Source organism: Paeniglutamicibacter kerguelensis (assembly GCF_017876535.1).
GTDB classification, from domain to species: domain Bacteria; phylum Actinomycetota; class Actinomycetes; order Actinomycetales; family Micrococcaceae; genus Paeniglutamicibacter; species Paeniglutamicibacter kerguelensis.
The window spans coordinates 3,213,727-3,235,547 of sequence record NZ_JAGIOF010000001.1; the positions used below are offsets into that span (position 1 = coordinate 3,213,727).

At 63.2% G+C, this 21,821-nt stretch carries 17 protein-coding genes and 1 tRNA gene; 9 read left to right on the forward strand and 9 right to left on the reverse strand.

Annotation, left to right across the window (positions count from 1 at the left end; genetic code table 11):
* The 3 genes from JOF47_RS14695 to JOF47_RS14705 form a co-directional block, all read right to left on the reverse strand.
* Positions 1–975 carry an ABC transporter permease gene (locus JOF47_RS14695; RefSeq protein ID WP_209995756.1) on the reverse strand — a complete coding sequence of 325 codons (975 nt, stop codon included), beginning with the start codon at positions 973–975 and terminating at the stop codon, positions 1–3.
* The gene (locus tag JOF47_RS14700; RefSeq protein WP_209995755.1) at positions 972–1,895 is read right to left on the reverse strand and encodes an ABC transporter permease; all 924 of its coding nucleotides are present in this window, start codon (positions 1,893–1,895) and stop codon (positions 972–974) included. Before JOF47_RS14700 ends, JOF47_RS14695 begins: the two co-directional genes overlap by 4 nt.
* Before the next feature lie 95 nt (positions 1,896–1,990).
* Positions 1,991–3,580, reverse strand: coding sequence for a peptide ABC transporter substrate-binding protein (locus JOF47_RS14705; protein WP_209999746.1), 1,590 nt, complete (start codon positions 3,578–3,580; stop codon positions 1,991–1,993).
* Between the two features lie 309 nt (positions 3,581–3,889).
* Here JOF47_RS14705 and JOF47_RS14710 point away from each other — a divergent pair, with 309 nt between their 5' ends.
* The 3 genes from JOF47_RS14710 (at position 3,890) to JOF47_RS14720 (ending at position 7,915) form a co-directional block, all read left to right on the forward strand.
* Entirely contained in the window at positions 3,890–5,014 is a 1,125-nt protein-coding gene (locus JOF47_RS14710; RefSeq protein ID WP_209999747.1) for an aminotransferase class V-fold PLP-dependent enzyme, read from the forward strand.
* 88 nt (positions 5,015–5,102) lie between these two features.
* Positions 5,103–6,842: a glycoside hydrolase family 36 protein gene (locus JOF47_RS14715; RefSeq protein ID WP_209999748.1), complete on the forward strand. Its 1,740-nt coding sequence runs from the start codon at positions 5,103–5,105 to the stop codon at positions 6,840–6,842.
* Positions 6,843–6,892: 50 nt separating this feature from the next.
* The gene (locus tag JOF47_RS14720; RefSeq protein WP_342592800.1) at positions 6,893–7,915 is read left to right on the forward strand and encodes a LacI family DNA-binding transcriptional regulator; all 1,023 of its coding nucleotides are present in this window, start codon (positions 6,893–6,895) and stop codon (positions 7,913–7,915) included.
* Positions 7,916–7,924: 9 nt separating this feature from the next.
* Here JOF47_RS14720 and JOF47_RS14725 read toward each other — a convergent pair whose 3' ends face one another.
* The gene (locus JOF47_RS14725) at positions 7,925–8,701 is read right to left on the reverse strand and encodes a DeoR/GlpR family DNA-binding transcription regulator (protein WP_209999750.1); all 777 of its coding nucleotides are present in this window, start codon (positions 8,699–8,701) and stop codon (positions 7,925–7,927) included.
* A gap of 299 nt (positions 8,702–9,000) precedes the next feature.
* Here JOF47_RS14725 and galT point away from each other — a divergent pair, with 299 nt between their 5' ends.
* Together galT and galK are read left to right on the forward strand one after the other, a co-directional pair.
* Positions 9,001–10,161, forward strand: coding sequence for a galactose-1-phosphate uridylyltransferase (gene galT, locus JOF47_RS14730; RefSeq protein ID WP_342592801.1), 1,161 nt, complete (start codon positions 9,001–9,003; stop codon positions 10,159–10,161).
* 23 nt (positions 10,162–10,184) lie between these two features.
* Positions 10,185–11,330 (forward strand): galactokinase, encoded by a 1,146-nt coding sequence (gene galK / locus JOF47_RS14735; protein ID WP_209999752.1) that lies wholly within the window; start codon positions 10,185–10,187, stop codon positions 11,328–11,330.
* 85 nt (positions 11,331–11,415) lie between these two features.
* On the opposite strand, the gene JOF47_RS14740 is transcribed toward galK, so the two are convergent.
* Entirely contained in the window at positions 11,416–12,444 is a 1,029-nt protein-coding gene (locus JOF47_RS14740) for an SH3 domain-containing protein (RefSeq protein ID WP_209999754.1), read from the reverse strand.
* Between the two features lie 315 nt (positions 12,445–12,759).
* On the opposite strand from JOF47_RS14740, the gene JOF47_RS14745 reads away from it, so the two are divergent.
* A complete protein-coding gene (locus JOF47_RS14745; RefSeq protein ID WP_209999756.1) occupies positions 12,760–13,176 on the forward strand; it encodes a hypothetical protein in 417 nt (138 codons plus the stop codon).
* A 593-nt stretch (positions 13,177–13,769) separates the two neighbouring features.
* Here the strand turns inward: JOF47_RS14745 and JOF47_RS14750 are convergent.
* The 3 genes from JOF47_RS14750 to JOF47_RS14760 all read right to left on the reverse strand — a co-directional run bounded on the left by JOF47_RS14750 (position 13,770) and on the right by JOF47_RS14760 (position 16,867).
* Positions 13,770–15,170, reverse strand: a complete 1,401-nt coding sequence (locus tag JOF47_RS14750) for an FAD-binding oxidoreductase (protein ID WP_209999759.1) — start codon at positions 15,168–15,170, stop codon at positions 13,770–13,772.
* A 94-nt stretch (positions 15,171–15,264) separates the two neighbouring features.
* A complete protein-coding gene (locus JOF47_RS14755) occupies positions 15,265–15,591 on the reverse strand; it encodes an MBL fold metallo-hydrolase (protein ID WP_342592863.1) in 327 nt (108 codons plus the stop codon).
* A 463-nt stretch (positions 15,592–16,054) separates the two neighbouring features.
* The gene (locus JOF47_RS14760; protein WP_209999764.1) at positions 16,055–16,867 is read right to left on the reverse strand and encodes an aminoglycoside 3'-phosphotransferase; all 813 of its coding nucleotides are present in this window, start codon (positions 16,865–16,867) and stop codon (positions 16,055–16,057) included.
* Positions 16,868–16,995: 128 nt separating this feature from the next.
* On the opposite strand from JOF47_RS14760, the gene JOF47_RS14765 reads away from it, so the two are divergent.
* From JOF47_RS14765 to JOF47_RS14775, 3 genes are all read left to right on the forward strand, one after another.
* Positions 16,996–20,022: an alpha-mannosidase gene (locus JOF47_RS14765; RefSeq protein ID WP_209999767.1), complete on the forward strand. Its 3,027-nt coding sequence runs from the start codon at positions 16,996–16,998 to the stop codon at positions 20,020–20,022.
* Positions 20,019–20,936 (forward strand): N-acetylglucosamine kinase, encoded by a 918-nt coding sequence (locus JOF47_RS14770; RefSeq protein WP_209999770.1) that lies wholly within the window; start codon positions 20,019–20,021, stop codon positions 20,934–20,936. The genes JOF47_RS14765 and JOF47_RS14770 overlap by 4 nt, the downstream gene beginning before the upstream one ends.
* A 115-nt stretch (positions 20,937–21,051) precedes the next feature.
* Positions 21,052–21,411, forward strand: a complete 360-nt coding sequence (locus JOF47_RS14775) for a VOC family protein (protein ID WP_209999774.1) — start codon at positions 21,052–21,054, stop codon at positions 21,409–21,411.
* Between the two features lie 74 nt (positions 21,412–21,485).
* Here the strand turns inward: JOF47_RS14775 and JOF47_RS14780 are convergent.
* Positions 21,486–21,558: transfer RNA gene (locus JOF47_RS14780), tRNA-Ala, on the reverse strand.
* Positions 21,559–21,821 lie beyond the last annotated feature (263 nt).

Here is a 21,821-nt window from a genome sequence, read left to right on the forward strand (position 1 = left end):
TTATTTGCCTTTCGGGTCGAACTCATCGCGCAGCGCCTCGCCAAAGAGCACGAAGCCAAGCACGGTGATGGTCAGGAAAATCGCGGGGAAGACCAGCAGGTGCGGGGCCGCGGAAATGTATTCGCGGGCCGCGGCCAGCTGCAGGCCCCAGGACACCGACGGCGGGGTCAACCCGATGCCGATGAACGTGAGTCCCGCCTCGGCGGAGATCACCCCGCCGATGCCCAGGGTCTGGAGCACCAGCAGCGGGGTCAGCGAGTTGGGGATGATGTGGGTCTTGATGATCCGCCCGTGGCCCGCACCCAGGAGCTTGGAGGCCTGGACGTATTCGCGGTTGCGGACCTCCAGGACCGAGGAGCGCATGAAGCGGACGCCGCCGGCCCAGCTGAAGAGGGCCAGGGCGAAGATGACGGTCCACACGGTCCGTTCGCTGAACAGCTGCAGGACCACGATCGCGGCCAGGATGAACGGCAGGCCGAACGCCATGTCGCAAGCGCGGGAAATGATGGTGTCGACCCAGCCGCCGAAGTATCCGGCCAGCGAGCCGAGCAGTGCGGAGATCACGAAGGAGATCGCGGTGACCACGATGCCGACCAGGATCGAGGCGCGGGCGCCGAAGATGACGTTGGTGTAGTAGTCGCAGCCCTGGATGTCGACGCCGAAGATGTGCTCGGCGCTCGGGGCCTGGTTGGTGTTCATGATGTCGCAGTTCGCGTTCGGGTCCGCGCCGAAGCCGGCGAACAACTGCGGGAACGCGGCCATGAGCAGCATGAGCGCCACGATGGACCCGGAGATCAGGAAGCGGGGCTTGAGCCAGATCGGTCCGCGGTTGATTTTCTTGGCAACCCGGCGCGGGCCGACCGGCACCGGGGCAACCGGGGCCTTCAGGCCGGCCGGGGCCGTGATCGGGTTGGTCGGTGCCAGCGGGTCCGCAGCGGTGTCCGCGCCGGGATTGGTCTGTGTACTTTGGCTCATATCCGTACCCTCGGGTCAATGATGCCGTAGAGCAGGTCCACGAGCAGGTTGAAGACTAGGTACACCAGCACGAGCATCGTGGCGATGCCCACCACAACGGTGCCCTCCTTGTTGTTGATGGCCGTGACCATCAGTCCCCCGATGCCGGGGATGTTGAAGATCGCCTCGATCAGCACGGCGCCGCCGAGCATGCCGGCCAGGCTCAGGCCCAGGTAGGTGACCACCGGGATCATCGCGTTGCGCAACGCGTGTCCCCAGATGACCCGGTTCGGGGAGAGGCCCTTGGCGCGGGCGGTGCGCAGGTATTCGGCACGCAGCACGTCCACCAGGGAGGTGCGGGTCAGCCGGGCCAGCCCGGCCGAGGCCTCGACGGCCATGACCAGTGCCGGGAGGATGAACGCCATCGGCCATCCGGCGCGGATGCCGGCGGGGTCGACCCAGCCCAGCTGCACACCGAAGACGGTCTGTGCACCCAGGGCGATCACGAAGCCGGGGATGCCCAGGAAGATCACGGTGAAGACCAGGGCGAAGTGGTCCCCGGCGCGGCCGTGGCGCAGTCCGCCGTAGACGCCGATGGCCAGGCCGATGGCCAGCTTCAGCACCCAGGCGGTCATCGCCAGCGCGAAGGTGGTGGGGAGGCGTTCGAGGATGAGCCCCAGGATGGGGCGCCCGAAGAAGTCGATGCCGAAGTTCCCCTGGATCAGGCCGAGCATGTAGTTGCCGTACTGGACCAGGAAGGGGTCATCGAGGTGGTAGGCCAGGCGGATCTGGGCGACCGTGGATTCGGGCAGCGGCCGGGCCCCGGTCAGTGCCGCGACGGGGTCCCCGGGCATCAAGAATGTGAGTGCAAAGATGATGAACGTGGCGCCGATGACGACCGGTATCATCTGCAGGATTCGGCGTACTGTGTAGCCAAGCATGCGACTGCTTCCTTTCGCGGCCCCTGGGGGCCATCTTGTGCCGAAGCCCGTCAACGTGACTCGTTGACGGGCCGCGGCACGAGAGTTGAGCTAAATTAGCAGGCGTAACCAGCTCGGTAGTATTGCAGGTCGCCCTGCGAATCGTTCATCACGGCGCACTTGGAGTGCAGGCCCGGATCAGCTGGAATGAACAGCGGGATCGAAGGCATGTCCTTCATGATCTCGGCTTCGGCCGCGGCGTAGACTTCGCCGGCCTTCGTCGGATCCTGAACGGCGCGGGCATCCTTGATCAACTTGTCAACGGCAGGGTTGGAGTAGCCGGAGGTTGCGTTGCCGTCGCCGCCGGTTTCGTACTGGCTCAGGAACTGGTCCGGGCTCTTGTAGGCCCAGCCCCAGCCGCCGAAGACGGCGCCTTCAAGCTTCTTGCCGTTGCGGCGTGCTTCCAGTTCGGTGCCCAACATCGGCTTCATCTGGACCTTGATGCCCAGGTTGTCCTGGATCTGCTTGGAGATGACCTGGACCAACTGCTGGTAGGTTGTGCCGCCGAACTCGAGGTACAGGGTGCCGTCGAAGCCGCCTGCCTTCTCCAGCAACTTCTTGGCGCCAACCGGGTCAAAGGTGCAGGAGTCGCAGGAACCCTCGCGGTAGGAAGCCAGCGAAGGCGGAACCAGTGCATCCGATGCCGTGGCCTGGCCTTCGAGCAACGACTTGGCGATGGCCTCGCGGTCGATCGACATCGAGATTGCCTTGCGCAGGTCCGGGTTCTTCAGCTCCGCGACGTACTCCGGGAACTGCAGGGTCTGCTGTGCGCTGCCGATGGACATCGGGTAGACGGAATCATCGCCCAGCTGGGACTTGCCCTTGGAAATCATGGAGGCAGGCACGGCGCGGATCATGTCCAGGTTGCCGGCGACCATGTCGGTGTATGCCGCGTCGATGGCGGTGTAGATCTTGCCGACGAGCTTGTCGGCTCCGCCGGAGAATCCTTGGGCGCCCTTGAAGCCGTCCCACTTTTTCATCACGATTTCAACGTTGTGGTCCCATGAGACGAACTGGTACGGACCGTTGGAGATCGGGTTGGCTTCGTAGCCTTCCGGATCGCTGAAGGCCTGCTTGGGAAGCGGGCACAGTGCGTTGGCGCTCAACAGCATCGGGAAGTCGGCGTTCGGGGCCTTCAGTGTGACTTCGAAGTTCTTGTCGTCGATGACCTTCACGCCCGAGAGCTTGTCGGTGGTCGGCTTGGAACCGTCGGTGGGGTTCAATTCCTTGTAGCCTTCGAAGACCGTGAAGTAAGCGTTGCCCTGCCAGGCGTTGGAGCCGGTGGCGGTCTTGTTCCAGGCGTCGACGAACGACGATGCGACAACCGGGGAGCCGTCCTGGAACGTCCAGTCGTCCTGCAACTGGATCTTCCAGGTCTTGGCGTCCGTGCTGGTGACCGACTTGGCGGCCAGCGGCTCGTATTCCTGGGTCTCTACGTTGACTTCCATCAGGTTTGCGCACATGGCCATGGCCAGCTGGCTGCCGGCGTCCTTGCTGGCCACCAGTGACTTCGGCTCACCTGTATTAAACGACAGCGTCTTTTCGCCATTGGCAGCCGGCCCGGGGGCAGCGGAACTGCAACCGCTAGCCACCAACATGAAGGCAGCCGACGCTGCAGCAACAGCGATCAGGTTCTTCTTCAACATTTCATTCCTATCGTCCGACGATTAATCCAGGCGGAGCTTCCAGCCGAAGAGGTTTCGTCAGTAAGGTCGGATCATTTTCGTGATCGGATTCACACTTATTCAACCCCATGAAATAAACCAGAGCCGTTTTGGCCTGTCAAGGATTTCGGTCAAAAATTTCGATCGTTCAAATTTCGACCCGAGAATTAGGATACCCCGAAACCCGGATCGCTTGCGACATGCATCACATTCCGTGTATATTGAACGTTCATATAAGGATTTATCCACGGATACAAGCGGAATCGTGACAGGTGAATGAACGTTCATAGTATGGAAAAAGCCCTAACGCTCGAGGACTACAGGCAGCAGTTCTCCGAATCGGCCGGATACCTGGACTTTGCGCGCATCGGGCCGCTTTCGACCGTCGTGGCCGAGCAAAAGGTAGCCAATGTCGATCGACTGAAGACGGCCGGACCAGCGGTTCTTGAGTATTTAGACAACTTGGTGGATAAAGCACGTGCGACCACTTCGACGCTGCTCGACGCCAAGACCCACGAGGTCGCATTCGTTGGCTCCACCAGTCACGGGATGTTTGCCGCGGCCCAAGCCTTGAGCCCGCAACCTGGCACGGTGCTTGTCCCCCGAAACGATTTTCCCGCGAACACCTACCCCTGGATCCGGGCCGCGGAACGAGGCGGCCTTGCCGTCCGCTGGATTGATGGACCCGTCACCGCCGAATCCGTTCGCGACGCTCTCGATTCCAGCGTCAAGGCAGTCGCGGTGTCGGCGGTCGACGCCGGGACCGGCTTCCTGGCTCCGTTGGCACGGATCAAGGAGGTCATCGGCGCCGACCGTATCCTGGCGGTGGATGCCGTTCAGGCCTTTGGCGCCGTGCCGTTCGATGTGGAAGCCGCGGACATCCTTGCCGCGGGGGGCCAAAAATGGCTCCGTGCGGGTTGGGGCGCCGCGGCACTGCTCGTCAGGGACAGGGTGGCAGACAAGCTGCTCCCAGGTCTGGGAGGATGGTCCGGCGTGGTGGATCCCATCGGCCCCGGAGAACTTCCGCACCCAACCCTTCCCGGCGCGCTGGCGCACACGGTGACCAATCCGGACAGCATCGCCGTCGCGTCATACGGTGCCGCGGTGGATCTGGTGATCGCGACCGGCCTCAAGGAAATCAATGCCGCCATTCGCGGGAACCTCGATTCGTTGCTGGAGGCAGTACTCAAGGCCGGCGGCGAAACCAGGAACCCGTCGCCGCAAAGTGGCATTGCCACCTTCCGCATGCCGGACATCGACCCTGCGGAGCTGTTTGCCCGCCTGGAAAATGCTGGCATCCACTCCACCAGACGCGGCGACTGGATCAGGCTTTCCCCCCACGCCACAACCTCGCAGGCGTCCGTCGACATGCTCGCGGACACCCTGGCTTCCCTGGGCCTTGCGCGCAGCCACTAGCGCTGCCCGCTGCACCCGGCGTTTCGCCAAACCACTTTTTGTTTTACCCATTTCTGCCTACTACACGGCAATTAGAAAGGTTAGTTAGATGATCACTATCTGGGAACCACACGCGCCTCAGGCCACCACCGATGGGCCAACCGAGCTTTCGGCCGGCGGACTCAACCTCTCGATCTACAACGGTGTTGCCACCTACAAGACCATCGAAGACGGCGTCATCGAGATCGAGGCAACCGGCAACGGCCCGGTCCGCATCGACTGGCGCTTCCCCTGCACCGCGGCCACCGCATACTGGAGCCCGGAAGGCTCCAGCTCGCGCTGGCTGCCGGCGGCCTGGATGAAGCCGCACGCCAACACGCTGGCCCGCGGCAGCGCCGTCGGTTCGCTGATCGGCACCGGCGACAAGAACATCTGCTCCTTCGCGGCGATGGAAACCGAAGCCATGGTGAGCGCCGGCGTCATCGAGGAACTCGGCGAGTTCCGTGTCTGGATCCAGGCCGAGAACAACCTGACGGTGCGCATCGACACCTCGGACAAGCACTATGCCCAGTCCCTGGCTTCCTTCGCCGCATGGTGGGGCGAGGGCAAGAGCTACCACGTGCCGTCCGCGGCCCGTAAGCCCGCCTACTCCACCTGGTACTCCATGCACCAGAACATCAGCCCCGAGGGTGTCGAAAGCCAGGCCAAGCTGGCCAAGGAGGTCGGCTGCGAGGTCATCATCGTCGACGACGGCTGGATGACCACCGACCGCACCCGCGGCTACGGCCACTGCGGCGAATGGAACCCCATCTCGCTTCCCGACACCGCGGCACACGTTGCCCGCGTGCACGACATCGGGCTCGAATACATGCTCTGGTACGCCATCCCGTTCGTCGGCTGGGACAGCCCAGTATGGGACAAGTTCAAGGACTACGGGCTGCGCAACCTTGAGCACATGCAGGCCATCGTGGTCGACCCGCGCTACCCGATGGTTCGCGAGTACCTGGCCGAGCGCCTGTCCCGCGCCGTCAGCGAATGGGGCATGGACGGCCTGAAGGTCGACTTCGTCGACTGGTTCGCCACCCCGGATGCACCTGTTGCCGGCCCCGAGGCCGACTGCGCCGACGTTTCCGAGGGCGTCCAGCGCCTGCTCAGCGAGGTCCACGCACGCATCACCGCCGCCAACCCCGAGGCAATGGTCGAGCACCGCCAGCCGTACGTAAGCCACGGTCTGTGGCCGTACACCAGCATGATCCGCGCCACCGACTGCCCGCTGAGCCCGCACGAGAACCGCCAGCGCATCGCCGACCTGCGCATGACCCAGGGTCCCCTGGCCATCCACGCCGACATGCTCATGTGGCACACCGAGGAAACCCCGGAACAGGTTGCAGTCCACCTGATCAACGTGCTCTTCTCCGTGCCGCAGATCTCCGTGGCCCTGGAAACCCAGTCCCCGGAGCAGATCGCCACGATCAAGTTCTGGCTTGGCATCTTCAGCAAGTACGAGGATCTGCTGCAGCTGAGCATCATCGAACCAGCGCGCCCGGAGCTCGGCTACCCGATGATCCGCGGCGCACACGGCGACGCCGTGGTGGTTGCCCGCTACGCGCCGCTGCCCATCTCCGTCCCGGAGTCCGGCTGGTCGACGTTCCTCGTTGCGAACGCCGATGCCGATTCCCAGGTGATCCTGACCGGCGGCCCCGCAGCAGAGGTTCGTGCTACGGTACAAGACTCACAGGGCCGCGAAGTTACATCTGAGATGGTAAGTTTCGAGCAGAACGTCGCCACGGTCTCGGTACCGTTGGGCGGCCTGTTGACTCTTTCCATTGACGGCGCAGAAGGTGCATAACAATTAATACCAGTCGAGGACACTCCGGCAGCGGGGTCACCATTGAAGATGTGGCCCGCGTGGCCGGAGTGTCCCGACAAACCGTCTCAAACGCCCTGAACGCACCACAACGTGTTCGGGCCGAAACACTCAGCCGCGTCATCGCGGTGATCGAGTCCCTCGGATACATCCCCGACCAGTCGGCGCGCAGCCTGAAGACCGGGCTGCGCTACACCATCGGGTACATGGCCCCGGACGACGATCCCCTGAACCCCAATCCCGTCATGGGCGGCTTCCTCACCGCGCTGTGTGATGCCGCCGCGGTTGCCGGCTACCGCATCCTGCTCTTCCGTCCCACGAACGACCAGAAACGGGCCATCGACACCCTTGCCGCGGCCCGGCAGGTGGACGGCTTCATCATTTCGGACATCCTGGCCAACGACGTGCGCGTCGAGCGGCTCGCCGAACTGGGCCTGCCCTTCATGACCTTCGGCCGCACGGAACCGGAGATGCCCCAGCACTGGGTCGACGTCGACAACACCAGCGGTATGCAGGAAGTGGCGCGGGCCCTGGCGGCCCAGGGCCACCGCAACGTCGCCTACGTCTATCCCAATACCCCGACCCCGTGGCTCCTGAAGCGGGCCGAGGGCTTCACCGACGCCGCCCGCGAGCTGTCGATGTCGGTCACGGAAATCCACGAGCCGCCGTCACACGGAAACCACAAGGACGAGCTCATCGAGAGGCTGTGCGCCAAGCTGCAGGGACCGAATGCCCCGACGGCGGTTGTCACCGGCAACGACGTGCTGTCGGTGAGCGTCTACGATGCGGTGCGCGCGGCCGGGCTCCGCGTCGGCGCCGACGTGTCGGTGGTGGGCTTCAGCGACCTGCCCCTGTGCCAGTTCCTGACCCCCCAGCTGGCGTCGGTGCGGATGCCGTTGACCGCCATCGCCGAGAAGATCGTCGAGCTGTTGCTGGAGCAGATCCGCAAGCAGCCGGGGCCCTCCGAAGGTACCTACCTCCAGCCCGAATTCATCGTCCGGGACAGCTTCCAGCTGACCCAGGAAGCGCATTCGAACAACGCATCCCGTGCGTAGGCTCCCCGTTTAGGCGAGCACGACCGTATCGATGGATTGGCCCAGTATCGCTGCGGCCTCGGGATCCAGGGCCTCGCCGGTGATCAGTGCATCGACGACCGACAGGGCCGCAATCTGGCACAGGCCGGTGATCCCCCACTTGGTGTGGTCGGCAACCACGACCTGCCGGGCGGCCGCCCGCATAAAGGCCTGGTTGGTTTGCGCCTCAAGCATGTTCGGCGTCGTGAATCCGTCCTCGACGGTCATGCCGTGCACACCCAGGAAGAGGACATCGACATGGAGCTGGCCCAGGGCGGACAGCGCCAGCGGCCCCACGAGCGCATCGGATATGGTCCGGATTCCACCCGTGAGGATGATGTTCTGGCTGGCGTTGTCGGCCGCGTAGAAGGCCTCGGCAATCCGCGGCGAGTTCGTCACCACCGTCAGGTCGTTGATGCCCGTGCACTGCGCGGCAAGCGCAAACGTGGTGGTGCCCGAATTCAGCGCAATGGACATGCCGGGCTTCACCATTGCGGCCGCCGCGGCGGCTATGGACTGCTTTTCGGCCGCTTCCAGGGACAACTTGTTGACGAACCCCGGCTCCCGGCTGGTGGGTGCCGCATTGGTTGTCGCCCCGCCGTGCACCTTGACCAGGGCGCCGCCGGCGGCCAACAGACTCAGGTCACGCCGCACGGTCATCTCCGAAACGCCCAGCTCACGGGCCAGCGACGTCACGCGCACCTGCCCATGGCGGTGCAGGAGATCAAGAATTCGTTGGTGTCGCGCCGTAGCCAGCATCTCGGTCATGATCGTCCAGTCATCAGATTGTCGGGTGAACACCAACATCCTAGCGACAATCGAACATGGAAAGCACTTATGTGTTCGATTTTGAGCGTTGTGGGTCCAATCATTTTTCACCTAGGCATTCCGCAGTGGTCGGATTCCGGGCACGATTCTGACCTTGGACAGTCGAAGATCATTGCCACGCAACATTTGGCCAGCTCTGGCACAAAGAGGACACGATCGAATATGATCGTTTTTGTTAACTAATGAAATATTTGCCCCCAGTCAACAACATCGATGCAACACCGGCCCAAGGAGTAATCGTGAGCAAGCAATCAAGCCCAAGCCCGACATCATTCGGCGGCGATTCCCTTGGTCACGGCCCCGTTCGGGCCGCAATGGCCGATGGCCGGGAACTGATCTACTTTTTCGATTCCCCCGACCGGAGTGCGGAATTCGTGGTACCGGCGGACACCCGGGAGCTGCCGCCGCGGCCTCCCGTTTCGGAATTGCGCTACGACGCGCTCAGCGGCGAATGGGTCTCGTTCGCGGCACACCGCCAAACGCGAACCCACCTGCCGGCCGCCAGCGAATGCCCGCTGTGCCCGACCCGAAGCGACATGGCCAGCGAAATCCCCGCCGCGTCCTACGACGTCGCGGTCTTCGAAAACCGGTTCCCGTCCTTCGGCCCCGAGCAGCACACCTCCGAGGTCGCCGCCGAACTCGGTGCGTTCACCCCGTCCCACGGGCGCTGCGAGGTGGTCGCCTTCGGACCGGGGCACACCGATTCGCTTGCCTCGCTGGGCGTTGAGCGGATTCGCACGGTCATTGATGCCTGGGCGCACCGCAGCACCGAGCTGGGCGCGCTCGAGGGCGTGGAACAGGTCTTTGCCTTCGAAAACCGCGGCGCCGAAATCGGCGTCACGCTGCACCACCCGCACGGTCAGATCTACGCCTACCCGTACACCACCCCGCGAACCGCCAACCAGCTGGCCCGGGCCGTGTCCCACCGGGAACGAACCGGGCGCAACCTCATGGCCGACATCCTGGAATTCGAGCTCGCCGACGGCAAGCGCATCGTCGAGCGCGGCACCCACTGGACGGCCTTTGTCCCGTACGCCGCCCGCATGCCCATCGAGGTGCACCTGATGCCCAACCGGCAGGTCGCCGAGCTCGGCGAGCTCACCACGGAGGAGCGCGACGAACTGGCTGAAATGTACCACCGGCTGCTGTGCAGCGTCGACGCACTTTACCCCACGCCGACGCCCTACATTGCCGGTTGGTTCCAGGCGCCGCGAACACACCCGAACCGGGACGAGGCATGGCTACACTTGCAGTTGACCTCACCCCGACGGGCCGAAAACAAGATGAAGTACCTGGCCGGTTCGGAGGCAGCCATGGGCGCCTTCATCGGCGATGTCACCCCGGAAACTTCCGCCAAGTCCTTGCGGGACGCGGCATCGCGCGCCAACGGCGACGCATGAGCACCCAAACGAAAGTCGACCCCATGAGCACCATGAATGAATCCTTTGCCGCGCTCTTCGGCCACGCCCCGGACGGATGCTTCGCCGCACCAGGCAGGGTGAACCTCATCGGTGAGCACACCGACTACAACGACGGCTACGTGCTGCCGTTCGCCATCGACCGGGTTGCCCGGATTGCCGTCAAGATCCGCCATTCCGCCGAACCGCGCACCCTGCGCGTGGCATCCACCATGGGAGGGGACGTCATCGAGGTGGACCTGGGCACGCTTGTGGCCGAAGACGTCACGCCATGGGCTCGCTATATCGCGGGCGTGTTCTGGGCCTTTGAACAGAAGGGCTTCACGCTGCCGGGAGCCGACATCCTGCTTGATTCGACGGTTCCCATCGGCGCGGGGCTTTCGTCGTCCGCGGCCATCGAATGCTCGGTGGCCCTGGCCCTGAACGAAATGCTGCACTTGGGCCTGGGCCGCGAGGAACTGGTGCTGCTGTGCCAAAACGCGGAGAACAACTTTGTCGGCGCACCCACCGGCACCCTCGACCAATCCGCGTCGCTGCTGAGCACCGCTGACCATGCGTTGTTCCTCGATTGCCGCACCCGCGAATCCCGACAGGTGAACCTGCCCCTTGAAGCCGAGGGCCTGCAGATCCTGGTGATCGACACGCGCGTGAGCCACGCCCACGACTCCGGCGGCTACAAGGAACTGGTCGAGGCATGCACCCGCGGGGCCAGGGAACTGGGAGTTCCGGCGTTGCGCGATGTCGGCCCCGAACGGCTGCCCGAAGCCAAGCAGCGCCTGCACCCGGACATCTACCGCCGCGTGCGTCACATCGTCACCGAGAACCAACGCGTGCTCGACACGATCGAGCAGCTGGATGCCAGCGGCCCTGCCGCAATCGGCGACTTGCTGTTGGCAAGCCACGCCTCGATGCGGGACGACTTCGGGATCTCCTGCGAGGAACTGGACCTTGCAGTCGACGCCGCCATGGCGGCCGGGGCATTGGGCGCCCGCATGACGGGCGGCGGATTCGGCGGTTCGGCCATCGCCCTGGTGGAGTCCTCGCAGGCACAAGCCGTTTCCGAACGGGTGCTGAAGGACTTCGCCGAGGCCGGCTACACCACCCCCGAAATTTTCGCGGTGGTGCCGGGGCCGGGAGCGCAGAAGCTTTAGGTTTCGGGGGCCGGCAGGGCGCCGGCCCCCGAAACCCTGCATCTCTGGCCAGTTGCTCCAGCGGCTGGCAACAGGCGGGGACCGTTCAGCAGGGCAGGGAACTCGGCAGGCGGACCGGGGTCGAGGCAACCGCGCCCGTCCCGTCCGTGCCGTGGTAGGCCCTGCACAGTTTCACGCCGCGCTTGTTGAGGTTCTTGTTGATCTGGTGGAGGGAATCCGGCTCGAATCCGTACCACTGCATGTGCATCAGGACGGTGTCCCCGGGCTTGGCAGCAGATGCCCTGGCCACGGTTGTGGCCTTGGATTTCACGCTCCAATCCAAGGTGTCGCGCGACCAAGTCCAGATGGCCATGCCAACCCTGGCATACGCGCAGGTCACGCTGGCGTCGACGGCACCAAAGGGAGGCCTGCCGAAGTTCGTGTGCACACCGCTTCCGCCCAGTTGCGCAGCTGCCGCCGCACAACTCAATTTGCGCAGGTCCAGGTGGCTGATGGAATGGTTGATCACCCATTGCCCCTTCGCGCGGGCCCGGGCGGCGATATCCACCCCGTAGCGCGACTTGAACGATGTGAGGCAGTTCCCGGTGGGTGCCAGCACCAATCCGATATTGTTTGCCGATGCGTAGTTGACGGCGCTCGTAAACGCGCTCAGGGTGCGGGGACAATCGTCAAATGTCAGGACCACCCGCGAGGTCCGGTTGGGACCCTTCAGGCGGGGCGCCCGCGGTGCGACCGGGGTCTTGGTGCTAGTCGTGACATAGCTGTTGCTGACCCAGCCGGTGCGGCCCGCATAGGCGACTTTGTACCATCCATTGGTAGATCGCGCGGAGACCGGAACCACTTTTCCCGACGGAATCGTGAGCAGGATCTTGTGGCTCGTGGAGGAACCGGTTCGGAGGTTGACGTTTGCCGTGGTGCGCACCTTGGCGGGCACCGTTGCCAAAATTACCCCAAGTGGTGGTGCAAGCGCTTCGGTCGACGAAAGGACATTGGCCGCTGATGCCGTCTCGGACGCCGAAGCGCTCAAGGGAACGGCCGTAGCCATGAGTGCCGCCGCCAAAATCGTCCCGAGGATTCCGCGTACAAGCCCGTAGGTCGTGGTTTTGTTCAACATGATCCTCCCCCCTTCGCGAGTTGAGCAACGTGAGGATTATGCGCCTTCAGTCTCTACCCCAGTCAGACCTGAGACAATGGCGGATGGGATTCGTGTGCCAATCGTTGAAATCGCCTTCCTGCATTGCTCATGGCTAACGATTCCAAGACTCGCACAGCTGGTGCTGGACATGTCTCTTCAGGCAATGCAGCAGGCTCGTTCCAGTACTCCCAGCCAATTCACCGGCATCCCGTCTAGCGTTTAAGCGAATAGGTTCAAGCCGCGAAGGGATGCTCCGTCGGCAGCGCAACCACTTCGGTGCGGGAGGGGATCCTGATGGATAACGTAGCCATTGTCCACTACCAACGCGATGCATATTCCAAGGTGCTGGCCATGGAACTTGCGGACAAATTGCGGGTCTACGAGTTGCGTGGAGAACTTCGTGACGTCGCCCACGCCTCGGCGCACGAACTAATCTACTTTGACGCCGTGGTGCTCGCCGGCCCCCTTCATTTTTCCCGAATGCACGGGCTGTCCCTGATCAAGGCATCATTTGGCTTCAAACCGACGGCATTGCTGTTGACCGGCATCGGGGACACCGACCGGGTCCTGCGCCTCTTGCCCAAGCACATGCGCGGCGAGGTTCCGGTGTTTGCTGTAGACGCAACGCAGCCAACGCTCACGAGGCTCGATCCACTGGTCACGTGGTTGCGCAGCATGATTGGCACGACCGGTTACAGATGGACGGGTTAACCGCGGTTGCCTGCCGGGCGCGGCTTCCGGCACGAGCGGTGATGCGCCCCATCGGCTAAAAATGTCCACCACTCGACCGGCCAGGGATTTCCTGGCCGGTCGAGTGTTGGTCCTGCCGCTGTCCGTCGGCGCGTTCCTCATGGGCCTGCCACCTTCGCGGTTGATGCAATCGCCCCGCTGTTGTGCAGGCTCGCCCTCCGGCAAACGAACCCGGGATCCTCCGGCCCGTTGAAGTCCGCGAGAGCGCTCGAGGCAGCAAGCGCCCCGCCACTTCAGCGCAGACGATGATGGACGGAGACAAGGGAACATGTCTCAAAAAGCTGGAGGCTTTCGAGATGCCGGATATCTTGTTGTCTTGCGGCCCGTTCACAGAATGAAATCTCGGATCCCGCAGTTCACGGATCCAACGCCTTGCCGGGAGGTTCGCTTGAACCCGCAACATCTCGTGTGCACTCAGCCGAATCCCCGTCTCCCGCGTCAGGATGGAATGCAAAGAAGAACCAGTCCCCCGCGCACCCTTTCAACTCGTTTGCACGCCGGTGCAGCACCACCCTTACAAAAACCCGGGCCAGGTCGGGTCTCCCGGATCGTTGCTATGGCGTCGTTTGAAGATTCGTGAATGGCGGACCGCACAAAATGGCTTTCCCTGGGTTGAAAATGCCGTGCGGGTCAAAGAGATTCTTGACACTGCGTTGCAGGCCTGAAACATCTTCTCCCTGCTCCAGCCCCAGCCAGCGTAATTTGTACTGACCAATGCCGTGCTCTCCGGTTATGGTGCCGCCCAGTTCCAAGGCCTTGGCGATTGATTCGTCCAAGGCTGCGTTCAGTGCAGCAATGCCTTGCAAGTCCATTCCCGGCACCCAAAAGGTGGGATGCAAATTTCCGTCTCCGGCGTGCGCAATCACGCGCAGACCGACCCCATGTCTTCTCGACATCTCTTCAAGCGCGGTGATGTAGTAAACCAACTGTGACCGTGGCACTGCAATGTCTTCGCCCACACGGTTCTCGGCGTCGACATCAAGGCCGCGGTTGTTCCTCCGTAGTTCAACCAGTTGCTCAGCCTCGGCGGGATCCTCTTGGATGACGAGCCCGCCCAACTTACCCAATGCCGTTTCGGCGATCGCCACCTCGGCGTCTGCTCCCAAGCCGTCAAATTGAATCAACAGCAACGCCGTCCCACGGCTTGCTAGGTTGCTGCCGTTGCGGAAATCAAGCTCTTCAAGGGACGGGCCGTCCAGGAGTTCCAGAATGCAGGGTTGGACACGTTCACGGCCTAGGGCTAGGACTCCCGCAGCTGCGCTCTGGACATCGGGGAAGAACACGGCCAACGTGCGCACGACGGTGGGCAGGTACTTCAGCCTTACGGTGGCCCCGACTACTATTCCCAAGGTTCCTTCCGAGCCGACGAACAGGCTTGTCAGGTCGTACCCGGCTACGCCTTTGAAGGTCCTGTGCCCGGTGTGGATGAGCCGGCCGTCGGCCAGCACCACATCCAAGGCCAGCACTGCGTCACGGGTTACTCCATATTTGGCGCATCGCAGCCCTCCGGCGTTCGTGGCAATGTTGCCCCCGATGGTGGAAATCTTGTAGCTGGCGGGGTCGGGGGCAAACATCAGGCCGTGTTGGGCTGCGGCATCATTGAGTGCGGCGTTGATGACACCGGGTTCCACCCGGGCAATCTCATCGGCAGGGTTGAGCTCGATGATCTTGTTCATTCGGTCAAGGCTTAGGACGATGCAGCCGAGTGTGGCGTGTGCCCCGCCGGATACGCCTGTTCCGGCTCCGCGGGGAACGATCGGCACTCTGTACCGGGCAGCGAGGCGGACCACTGCCTGTACGTCCTCCACTGATTCGGCGAAGACGACAGCCACCGGCTCTTGGTAGTCAGTCACTGGGCCTTGGTCGATTGCATAGCGTGATAATTCCGCAGGGGCCACACTGACCTGGTCGAACCGTACGGCTTCCCTCAGTTCTCGCCCAAATTCTTCGCCCATGGGACCATATGCCGCTGTCATGTCATTCCTAACTTTTCTGCTGCCGACCGGGGCCGTGCGGAGCTGTTTTCTGCCCTCTTGCGCCGACTCGGAATTAGACTCGTTCCAGGTATTCATCAGCGATCGCGCGCAACTGTTCCGCATTCAGCACGGGCCCGTGTCCAGCAAAGGCATCAGTTACGTCTTGGCGCAGCAATCTGTCCATGGTGAGTCGGTAGTCGGCGGGGTTGGCGCCGTTGATCGTGTCCAGGAGCCGGCCCTCATGCATGGTGTCTCCCGTAAACGACCACCGCCTTTGTCTATCGTAAAGGCAATTGCTTCCAGGGGAATGTCCCGGTGTACCAGTCACTTCGAGCGTGTAGTCAATCGAGTCGATCGTGCCCCCGTCCTTTAGCAGTCTCGTCGGCGTGACAGGGTTGATCTGATGCTGCGTGGTGTCTTAACCGGGGTAAGGCATACGGCGTCGCATTGAGGTCGCTTCATTCGGGGGACTTCGATTCCCAACAACCCGTATATTGTCGCCGTGTCCAAAGAAACGGGTTGCGGCGAGGTCAGAGCCTCGGATTCAGAGTGAGGGATGGCAACGTCCCCAAACATATGCTCCGCCCGCATGGTCCAAATACCCATGGGTGATGACCACTTGTGGTTCCCGTTCGAATATCTGAGGTATGGCTTGGCGCAGTGGCACTATTCCCAGTCCTGTTTCGATAACCAGGTCGCTGGTTCGTCCACGTAACCACCCAATATTTGATTGGAGCATCGGACAGACAGGGGCCCATGATCCTTGTCAGACCGGGACGCACTTTTTCGAGGATGTACCACTTAGCGTTGGGGTGCATTGGCCCCTGGCTGACGGGACAATGGGATCCCTGGCCCCCTCGTTGCTACGTCAGGTCCCAGAGCATGCGGTAGTAGGCGATGCGTTCCGCATCGGGCTGGATGCCGTACGCCTCGTAGACCAGGCGTTCGTAGCCGAGACCGTAGTTCCATTCGGTGCTCCAGGCAGCGACGGCAAGGTCCGCCCAGCGGTCGGCAACCCCGATTGCCCCCAGGTCCACGTGCCCGGCAAAATTCCCGTCCCGGTCCAACAGGGTGTTCGGAGCACACGCGTCCCCATGGCACACCACCAGTTTGTCTATCGGCGGCGGTGTGCAAAGCATTTTGCGTGCCTGTTCCACGGTGAACCGCGAATAGCCATTCCCCCAGTCCGCCGGGGATCCACCCGAAGCGATGCGCGCCTCGAACCCCTCCAGACGGTCCACCACCGACCAGGAAAAGCGGCAGCCTTCCACCGGAAGCGCATCGTGCAGGGCCCGCAGGCCGGCACCTATGGCGCGGGCGGCCTGTTCGGGGCGGGCGACCCACACCGGATCCACCGCAGAGGCCCCAGCCATCGCCCGGGTCGCCAGCCAGCTTCCCTGCTCATCGGCCCCCTGTTCCAACACCTCCGGCACCGGGCTGAAACGCCCGGCCCATTCCATCCTCGCGGCTTCCCTGGCAAAGTCGCTCTCCGGCGTTCCCGCGGCGGCGTACTTCACATATCGTTCCCGCCCGGTGCCTTCACCCATCCTGAACGTCACGCCACCCACCCCGTTGACCCAGACAGGCCGGATGGAGTCACCCTGGGCGAGGGCCAGCAGTCTTTCCGGAACAAGAACGCCGTGTTCGGGGATAAAGGCCAGCGGTTTCACACTCATGTTCAAATGATCCCCTAGTCAGGAGGGTGCCGTGACAGGCGGCATGCCCGTGGCAAAGAAAATCTCCATTGACTCGATTTTGCTGTAACAATGAGGTGACATATCCGTTTAGGGCTGAGAGGCTTTCCATGCATGATCAAACGTCCCTCACAATCGGCCGCGCCAGGCGCGTGCTTGAGGAACGAATCCGCCCGGCCATCCACTCAAGCCCCCGGCCGGCGACCGTGTCATTTCATGAATTGCCTTCCGAGCCCGTCCCTGCGCGCGAGGGCCTGGAGCTGGACTATGAGCCCTACCGTGTGGGAAGCGCCTGGGGAGCGGCCTGGGGAACGACGTGGTTCCAGGTTCGCGCCACGGTGCCCGTCGAATGGAGCGGCAAGCGCGTCGAGCTCCTGGTGGATCTCGGTTTCGATGTCTCCAAAACAGGCTTCCAATGCGAGGGCCTCGTTTACAGGCCGGATGGATCGACCATCAAGTCTGTGAACCCGCGCAATCAATGGGTGCCGGTCACCGATTCGGCAGCCGGCGGCGAAGAGGTGCTGCTGTTCGTTGAAGCCGCTTCCAACCCGGTGCTGCTCGAGGACCACCCGTTCCTCCCCACTCAGGAAGGCGACATCCGCACGTCTTCAAGGGAACCGCTGTACCGAACCCGGCGATTCGATCTTGCCGTCCTTGAACACGAGGTATTCGAGCTCGCGCTGGACCTTGACGTGCTTCTGGAACTGCAGGCGGAGCTGCCGGCCGGAACCCGCCGGGCACAAATCCACCAGGCCATGGATGATTCCCTGGACGAACTGGACCTGCAGGACATCGCGGGGACCGCCGCCGCGGCCCGTGCAAAGCTCGCGCCGGCCCTCTGCACCCCGGCGGCCGCAAGCTCCCACGCGCTTTCGGCGGTCGGCCACGCCCACATCGATTCGGCGTGGCTGTGGCCGGTGCGCGAAACCATGCGCAAGGTGGCCCGCACCTGCTCCTCAATGCTCGAGCTCATCGAGGAGGACCCCGACTTCATCTACGGCATGTCCAGCGCCCAGCAATACAAGTGGCTGAAGGTTCAGTACCCGGAGATCTTCGCCAGGATCAAGACTGCTGTAGCCAAGGGCCGCTTCGTGCCGCTCGGCGGCATGTGGGTCGAATCGGACACCGTCATGCCCTCGGGAGAATCCCTGGTCCGGCAATTCCTGTACGGGCAGAACTTCTTCAGGAAGGAATTCGGCATCAGCTGCGACGGCGTCTGGCTGCCGGACAGCTTCGGCTACTCCCCCGCGCTGCCGCAGCTCACCCGCCGCGCTGGATTCGAGTGGTTCTTTACCCAGAAGATTTCCTGGAACCAGGTCAACAAGTTCCCGCACCACAGCTTTGCCTGGGAGGGAATCGACGGGTCGCGGATCTTCACCCACTTCCCGCCCATGGACACCTACAACTCGCAGCTCTCGGGCGCCGAGGTCGCGCTGGCCGAACACCAGTTCCGCGACGCCCGCGCCACCTCGGGCTCGATCGCCCCCGTGGGCTGGGGCGACGGCGGCGGCGGAACCACCCGCGAGATGACCGGCAGGGCCTCCCGCATGGCAGACCTCGAGGGCAGCCCCACGGTCCGCTGGGAACACCCCAACACCTTCTTCGAGCGTGCCAAGGAAGAGTCCGTGCAGCCGCCGGTCTGGGTCGGCGAACTGTACCTGGAATTGCACCGTGCGACGCTCACCTCGCAGCACAAGATGAAGGCCGGCAACCGCCGCACCGAGCACCTCTTGGTGGAAGCCGAACTGTGGTGCACCACCGCGGCGCAGTACGGGGACTTCGAGTACCCCTACGACGAACTCGATGCACTCTGGGAGTCGGTGTTGCTGCACCAGTTCCACGACATCCTGCCCGGCACCTCCATCGCGTGGGTCCACCGCGAGGCGGTCGCCGAGTACGAACGCATCATCGCCGCAACACAGCTGGTCATTGAGCGGGCACTGGGCGCGCTTGCCGGAGAGGGCGACAAACAAATTTCGGTGAACCCGGCCGGCATCGCGGGAACCGTTGCGGCCGGCGGCGGCCGCGAGGCGAAGCCCAACCGGCTGCCCGCCGTCCAGGTGACCTCGGACGGCTCGGGCGTCAGGCTGCTCAACGAGCTCGTTGACATCCGTTTCTCCCCGGAGGGACTCATCACCTCGGCGGTCGACCTGGCCACCGGACGCGAGGCGATCGCGCAGGGCCAGGTGGCGAACCTGCTGCAGCTGCACCAGGACTTCCCCAACCAGTGGGACGCCTGGGACGTGGACAAGTTCTACAGGAACCGGGTCACCGACCTGCGCGAAATCACCTCGATGGACGCCACGGAAAACCCCGACGGAAGCGCCGTGCTGGAAATCGTTCGCCCGATCTCCGCGGATTCGACGGTGCGCCAAACCATCGTGCTGGAACCGGGATCCCGTACCCTGTCATTCCGTCAGGTCACCGATTGGCATGAAACCGAGAAATTCCTCAAGGTGGCGTTCTCGCTGGACATCCGGGCCGAGCACACGATTGCCGAGACCCAGTTCGGGCACTTCAAGCGGGTCACCCACACCAACACCAGTTGGGAAGCGGCAAAGTTCGAAACCTCGATGCACCGCTTCATCCAGGTCGAGGAACCGGGCTTCGGCGTCGGACTGGTCAACGACTCGAGCTACGGCTACGACGTGACCCGCCAGGTCGACGAGCAGGCCAACGTGACAACCACCGCCAGGCTTTCGCTGCTTCGCGCCCCGCGCTTCCCGGACCCCGAGGCAGACCAGGGCCTCCACGAACACCGCTACGGCATGGTGGTCGGGGCCGACATCGGGCAGACAATAGCCGCTGGTGTTTCCCTGAACGCACCGGGCCGTCTGGTTTCGGGCGGCGGCGGATTCGATCCCCTCGTCTCGATCGACGGGGAGGGTTTGCTGCTTTCCTCGGTGAAACTCGCAGCCGACCGCTCCGGGGACGTCATCGTTCGACTCCATGAGTCCCTCGGCCGCCGCGCCTCCGGGGCATTGAGCCTCAACACGCAGGCCAACGGGTGGACAACCGCGAGCCTGATCGAGGACGTGCTTCAGGACGCACCACGCGGGGAGGGCACAACCGTTTCATTGGACCTGAAGCCCTTCGAAGTACGGACACTCCGATTCAAGCGGAACACCGGAGCATGATGACCACCCTGTCCATCGACGCCGGCCAAAGCGGGATGCGCGTGCGCTTGCGGGATGCGGACGGCACTTCGCGTGATTGTTCCCGGCCGGGGGTGCGCACCGACAGCGATGTCATCACCCAGCTGGCGGCCGCGATTGGCGATATTTCCGCCGAGCCGGGCCTGGTCCTTGACGCCGTCAACGTGGGCACCTCCGGCGTCGATTTCGACCCGGAACTGGCGAGGAGGCTCAAGAGCCTTGTACCCGCGCTGGCTTCGGCCGCGGTGCGGGTTGCCCATGATTCAATCTCCGGTTACCTGGGCTCGGCCGGCACGGAGCTGGGCGTGACCACCGCAGTTGGCACCGGCGTGGTCACGCTTGGCGTGGGTAGCGGGGGCGTGCACAGGGTTGATGGTTGGGGTTATTTGATGGGTGACTGCGGCAGCGGATTCTGGATAGGACGGGCCGGCCTGGAAGTGGCAATGCGGGCCTACGACGGCCGAGGGGAATCCACAGTATTGCTCGATGACCTGATCGCCTTGTTCGGGGAACCGGCCGGCGCCTATCTTCGCATCCAGTCGGATCCCGACAGAGTTCGGTCCGTTGCATCCTTCGCGAGGGTGGTTCTGGATGCAGCCGAAGCCGGGGATGCGGTTGCAGCGGACGTGGCGATGCATGCGGCAAACGAACTCTACGCCTCAATGGATGCGGCCCTTCGGCAGGCCGGGTTCACGATTGAGTGTGCCCCCGTTGTCTGCTGGACCGGAGGGGTGGTGCGCAGTCAGGTCCTGGCCCAAGCACTCGGCAGGCGTTTTGCCGCGCAATGGCCGAATGCCCGCCTGCTTCCAGCCTTGGGCGACCCCTTGGACGGCTCGGAGCGGCTGGGCAAACTGCCCCTCGGCCATCCCCTGCTTGACAGCATTTCCCACGCATAGCCGGCCGGCCGGCCGGGTGAACGGTTTTTCCTTGACCACGTACGGTCCAGGGCAATAGCGTCGAGGTCAACGGCACCTTCGTGGTGCATTCACCCTGCCAAGAAGGAACTTCGACATGCTCACGTTGGGAATGATCACTTTTGATACAAGAGATGCGCTGGGGCTCTCCAAATGGTGGGCGGATCAGCTGGACGGGAAGGTAGTCGAGGACAACGACGGATACTTCTGCATCGTCGAGACACCCATGTTGCCTGTTCGCCTGGCCTTCCAGCTTGTTGAAGAACCAACCGCGGGCAAAAACCGCATCCACCTGGATCTGGCGGCGACCTCAAGCGCGGGCGGGCGCGAACCGGTTGTTGCAAAGCTCATCGCCGGCGGGGCGACTCTGGTTGACCAGCAGCGGCTGGAAGGTTTCGCCTGGGACGTACTTCGGGATCCGCACGGAAATGTCTTCTGCGTTTCCGATCCGCACTAATACCGGGCACCCGAGCGGCAGCGCATCCCGCTTAAACAAATGAGGCTCCGCATTGCGGAGCCTCATTCAATTCGTGGAGGTAAGGGGATTCGAACCCCTGACCTTCTGCATGCCATGCAGACGCGCTACCAACTGCGCCATACCCCCGAATCGGGTTGGTATTTGGCTTTCCCGGAGGACTGCCGAACCGAGATAATAATCTACAGCACGATCACCCCGGAGCGCCAATCGAGAATCACAAACAGCTTCCGCGCGGGCGATCGAACCAATCGACAGCCGCCTAGTTCCCTTTAATTTCGGGAAATTTCCGACCCCAACAATTGAATTGTGACGTCCGCCACCCCGGTTTGACAGTGTCGATTCCAGGCTCATCAAGTGGCCTTCCGCCACCGCTTCAGCGAACCGATCCG

Excerpts from the sequence above, each read along its gene's own strand:
- JOF47_RS14710 (WP_209999747.1), top strand. The coding sequence starts at position 3,890 with ATGGAAAAAGCCCTAACGCTCGAGGACTACAGGCAGCAGTTCTCCGAA.
- JOF47_RS14775 (WP_209999774.1), top strand. The coding sequence starts at position 21,052 with ATGCTCACGTTGGGAATGATCACTTTTGATACAAGAGATGCGCTGGGG.
- galK (WP_209999752.1), top strand. The coding sequence starts at position 10,185 with ATGAGCACCATGAATGAATCCTTTGCCGCGCTCTTCGGCCACGCCCCG.
- JOF47_RS14715 (WP_209999748.1), top strand. The coding sequence starts at position 5,103 with ATGATCACTATCTGGGAACCACACGCGCCTCAGGCCACCACCGATGGG.
- JOF47_RS14760 (WP_209999764.1), bottom strand. The coding sequence starts at position 16,867 with ATGAGTGTGAAACCGCTGGCCTTTATCCCCGAACACGGCGTTCTTGTT.
- JOF47_RS14740 (WP_209999754.1), bottom strand. The coding sequence starts at position 12,444 with ATGTTGAACAAAACCACGACCTACGGGCTTGTACGCGGAATCCTCGGG.
- JOF47_RS14750 (WP_209999759.1), bottom strand. The coding sequence starts at position 15,170 with ATGGGCGAAGAATTTGGGCGAGAACTGAGGGAAGCCGTACGGTTCGAC.
- JOF47_RS14705 (WP_209999746.1), bottom strand. The coding sequence starts at position 3,580 with ATGTTGAAGAAGAACCTGATCGCTGTTGCTGCAGCGTCGGCTGCCTTC.
- JOF47_RS14745 (WP_209999756.1), top strand. The coding sequence starts at position 12,760 with ATGGATAACGTAGCCATTGTCCACTACCAACGCGATGCATATTCCAAG.
- JOF47_RS14770 (WP_209999770.1), top strand. The coding sequence starts at position 20,019 with ATGATGACCACCCTGTCCATCGACGCCGGCCAAAGCGGGATGCGCGTG.
- JOF47_RS14765 (WP_209999767.1), top strand. The coding sequence starts at position 16,996 with ATGCATGATCAAACGTCCCTCACAATCGGCCGCGCCAGGCGCGTGCTT.
- JOF47_RS14725 (WP_209999750.1), bottom strand. The coding sequence starts at position 8,701 with ATGACCGAGATGCTGGCTACGGCGCGACACCAACGAATTCTTGATCTC.
- JOF47_RS14700 (WP_209995755.1), bottom strand. The coding sequence starts at position 1,895 with ATGCTTGGCTACACAGTACGCCGAATCCTGCAGATGATACCGGTCGTC.
- JOF47_RS14695 (WP_209995756.1), bottom strand. The coding sequence starts at position 975 with ATGAGCCAAAGTACACAGACCAATCCCGGCGCGGACACCGCTGCGGAC.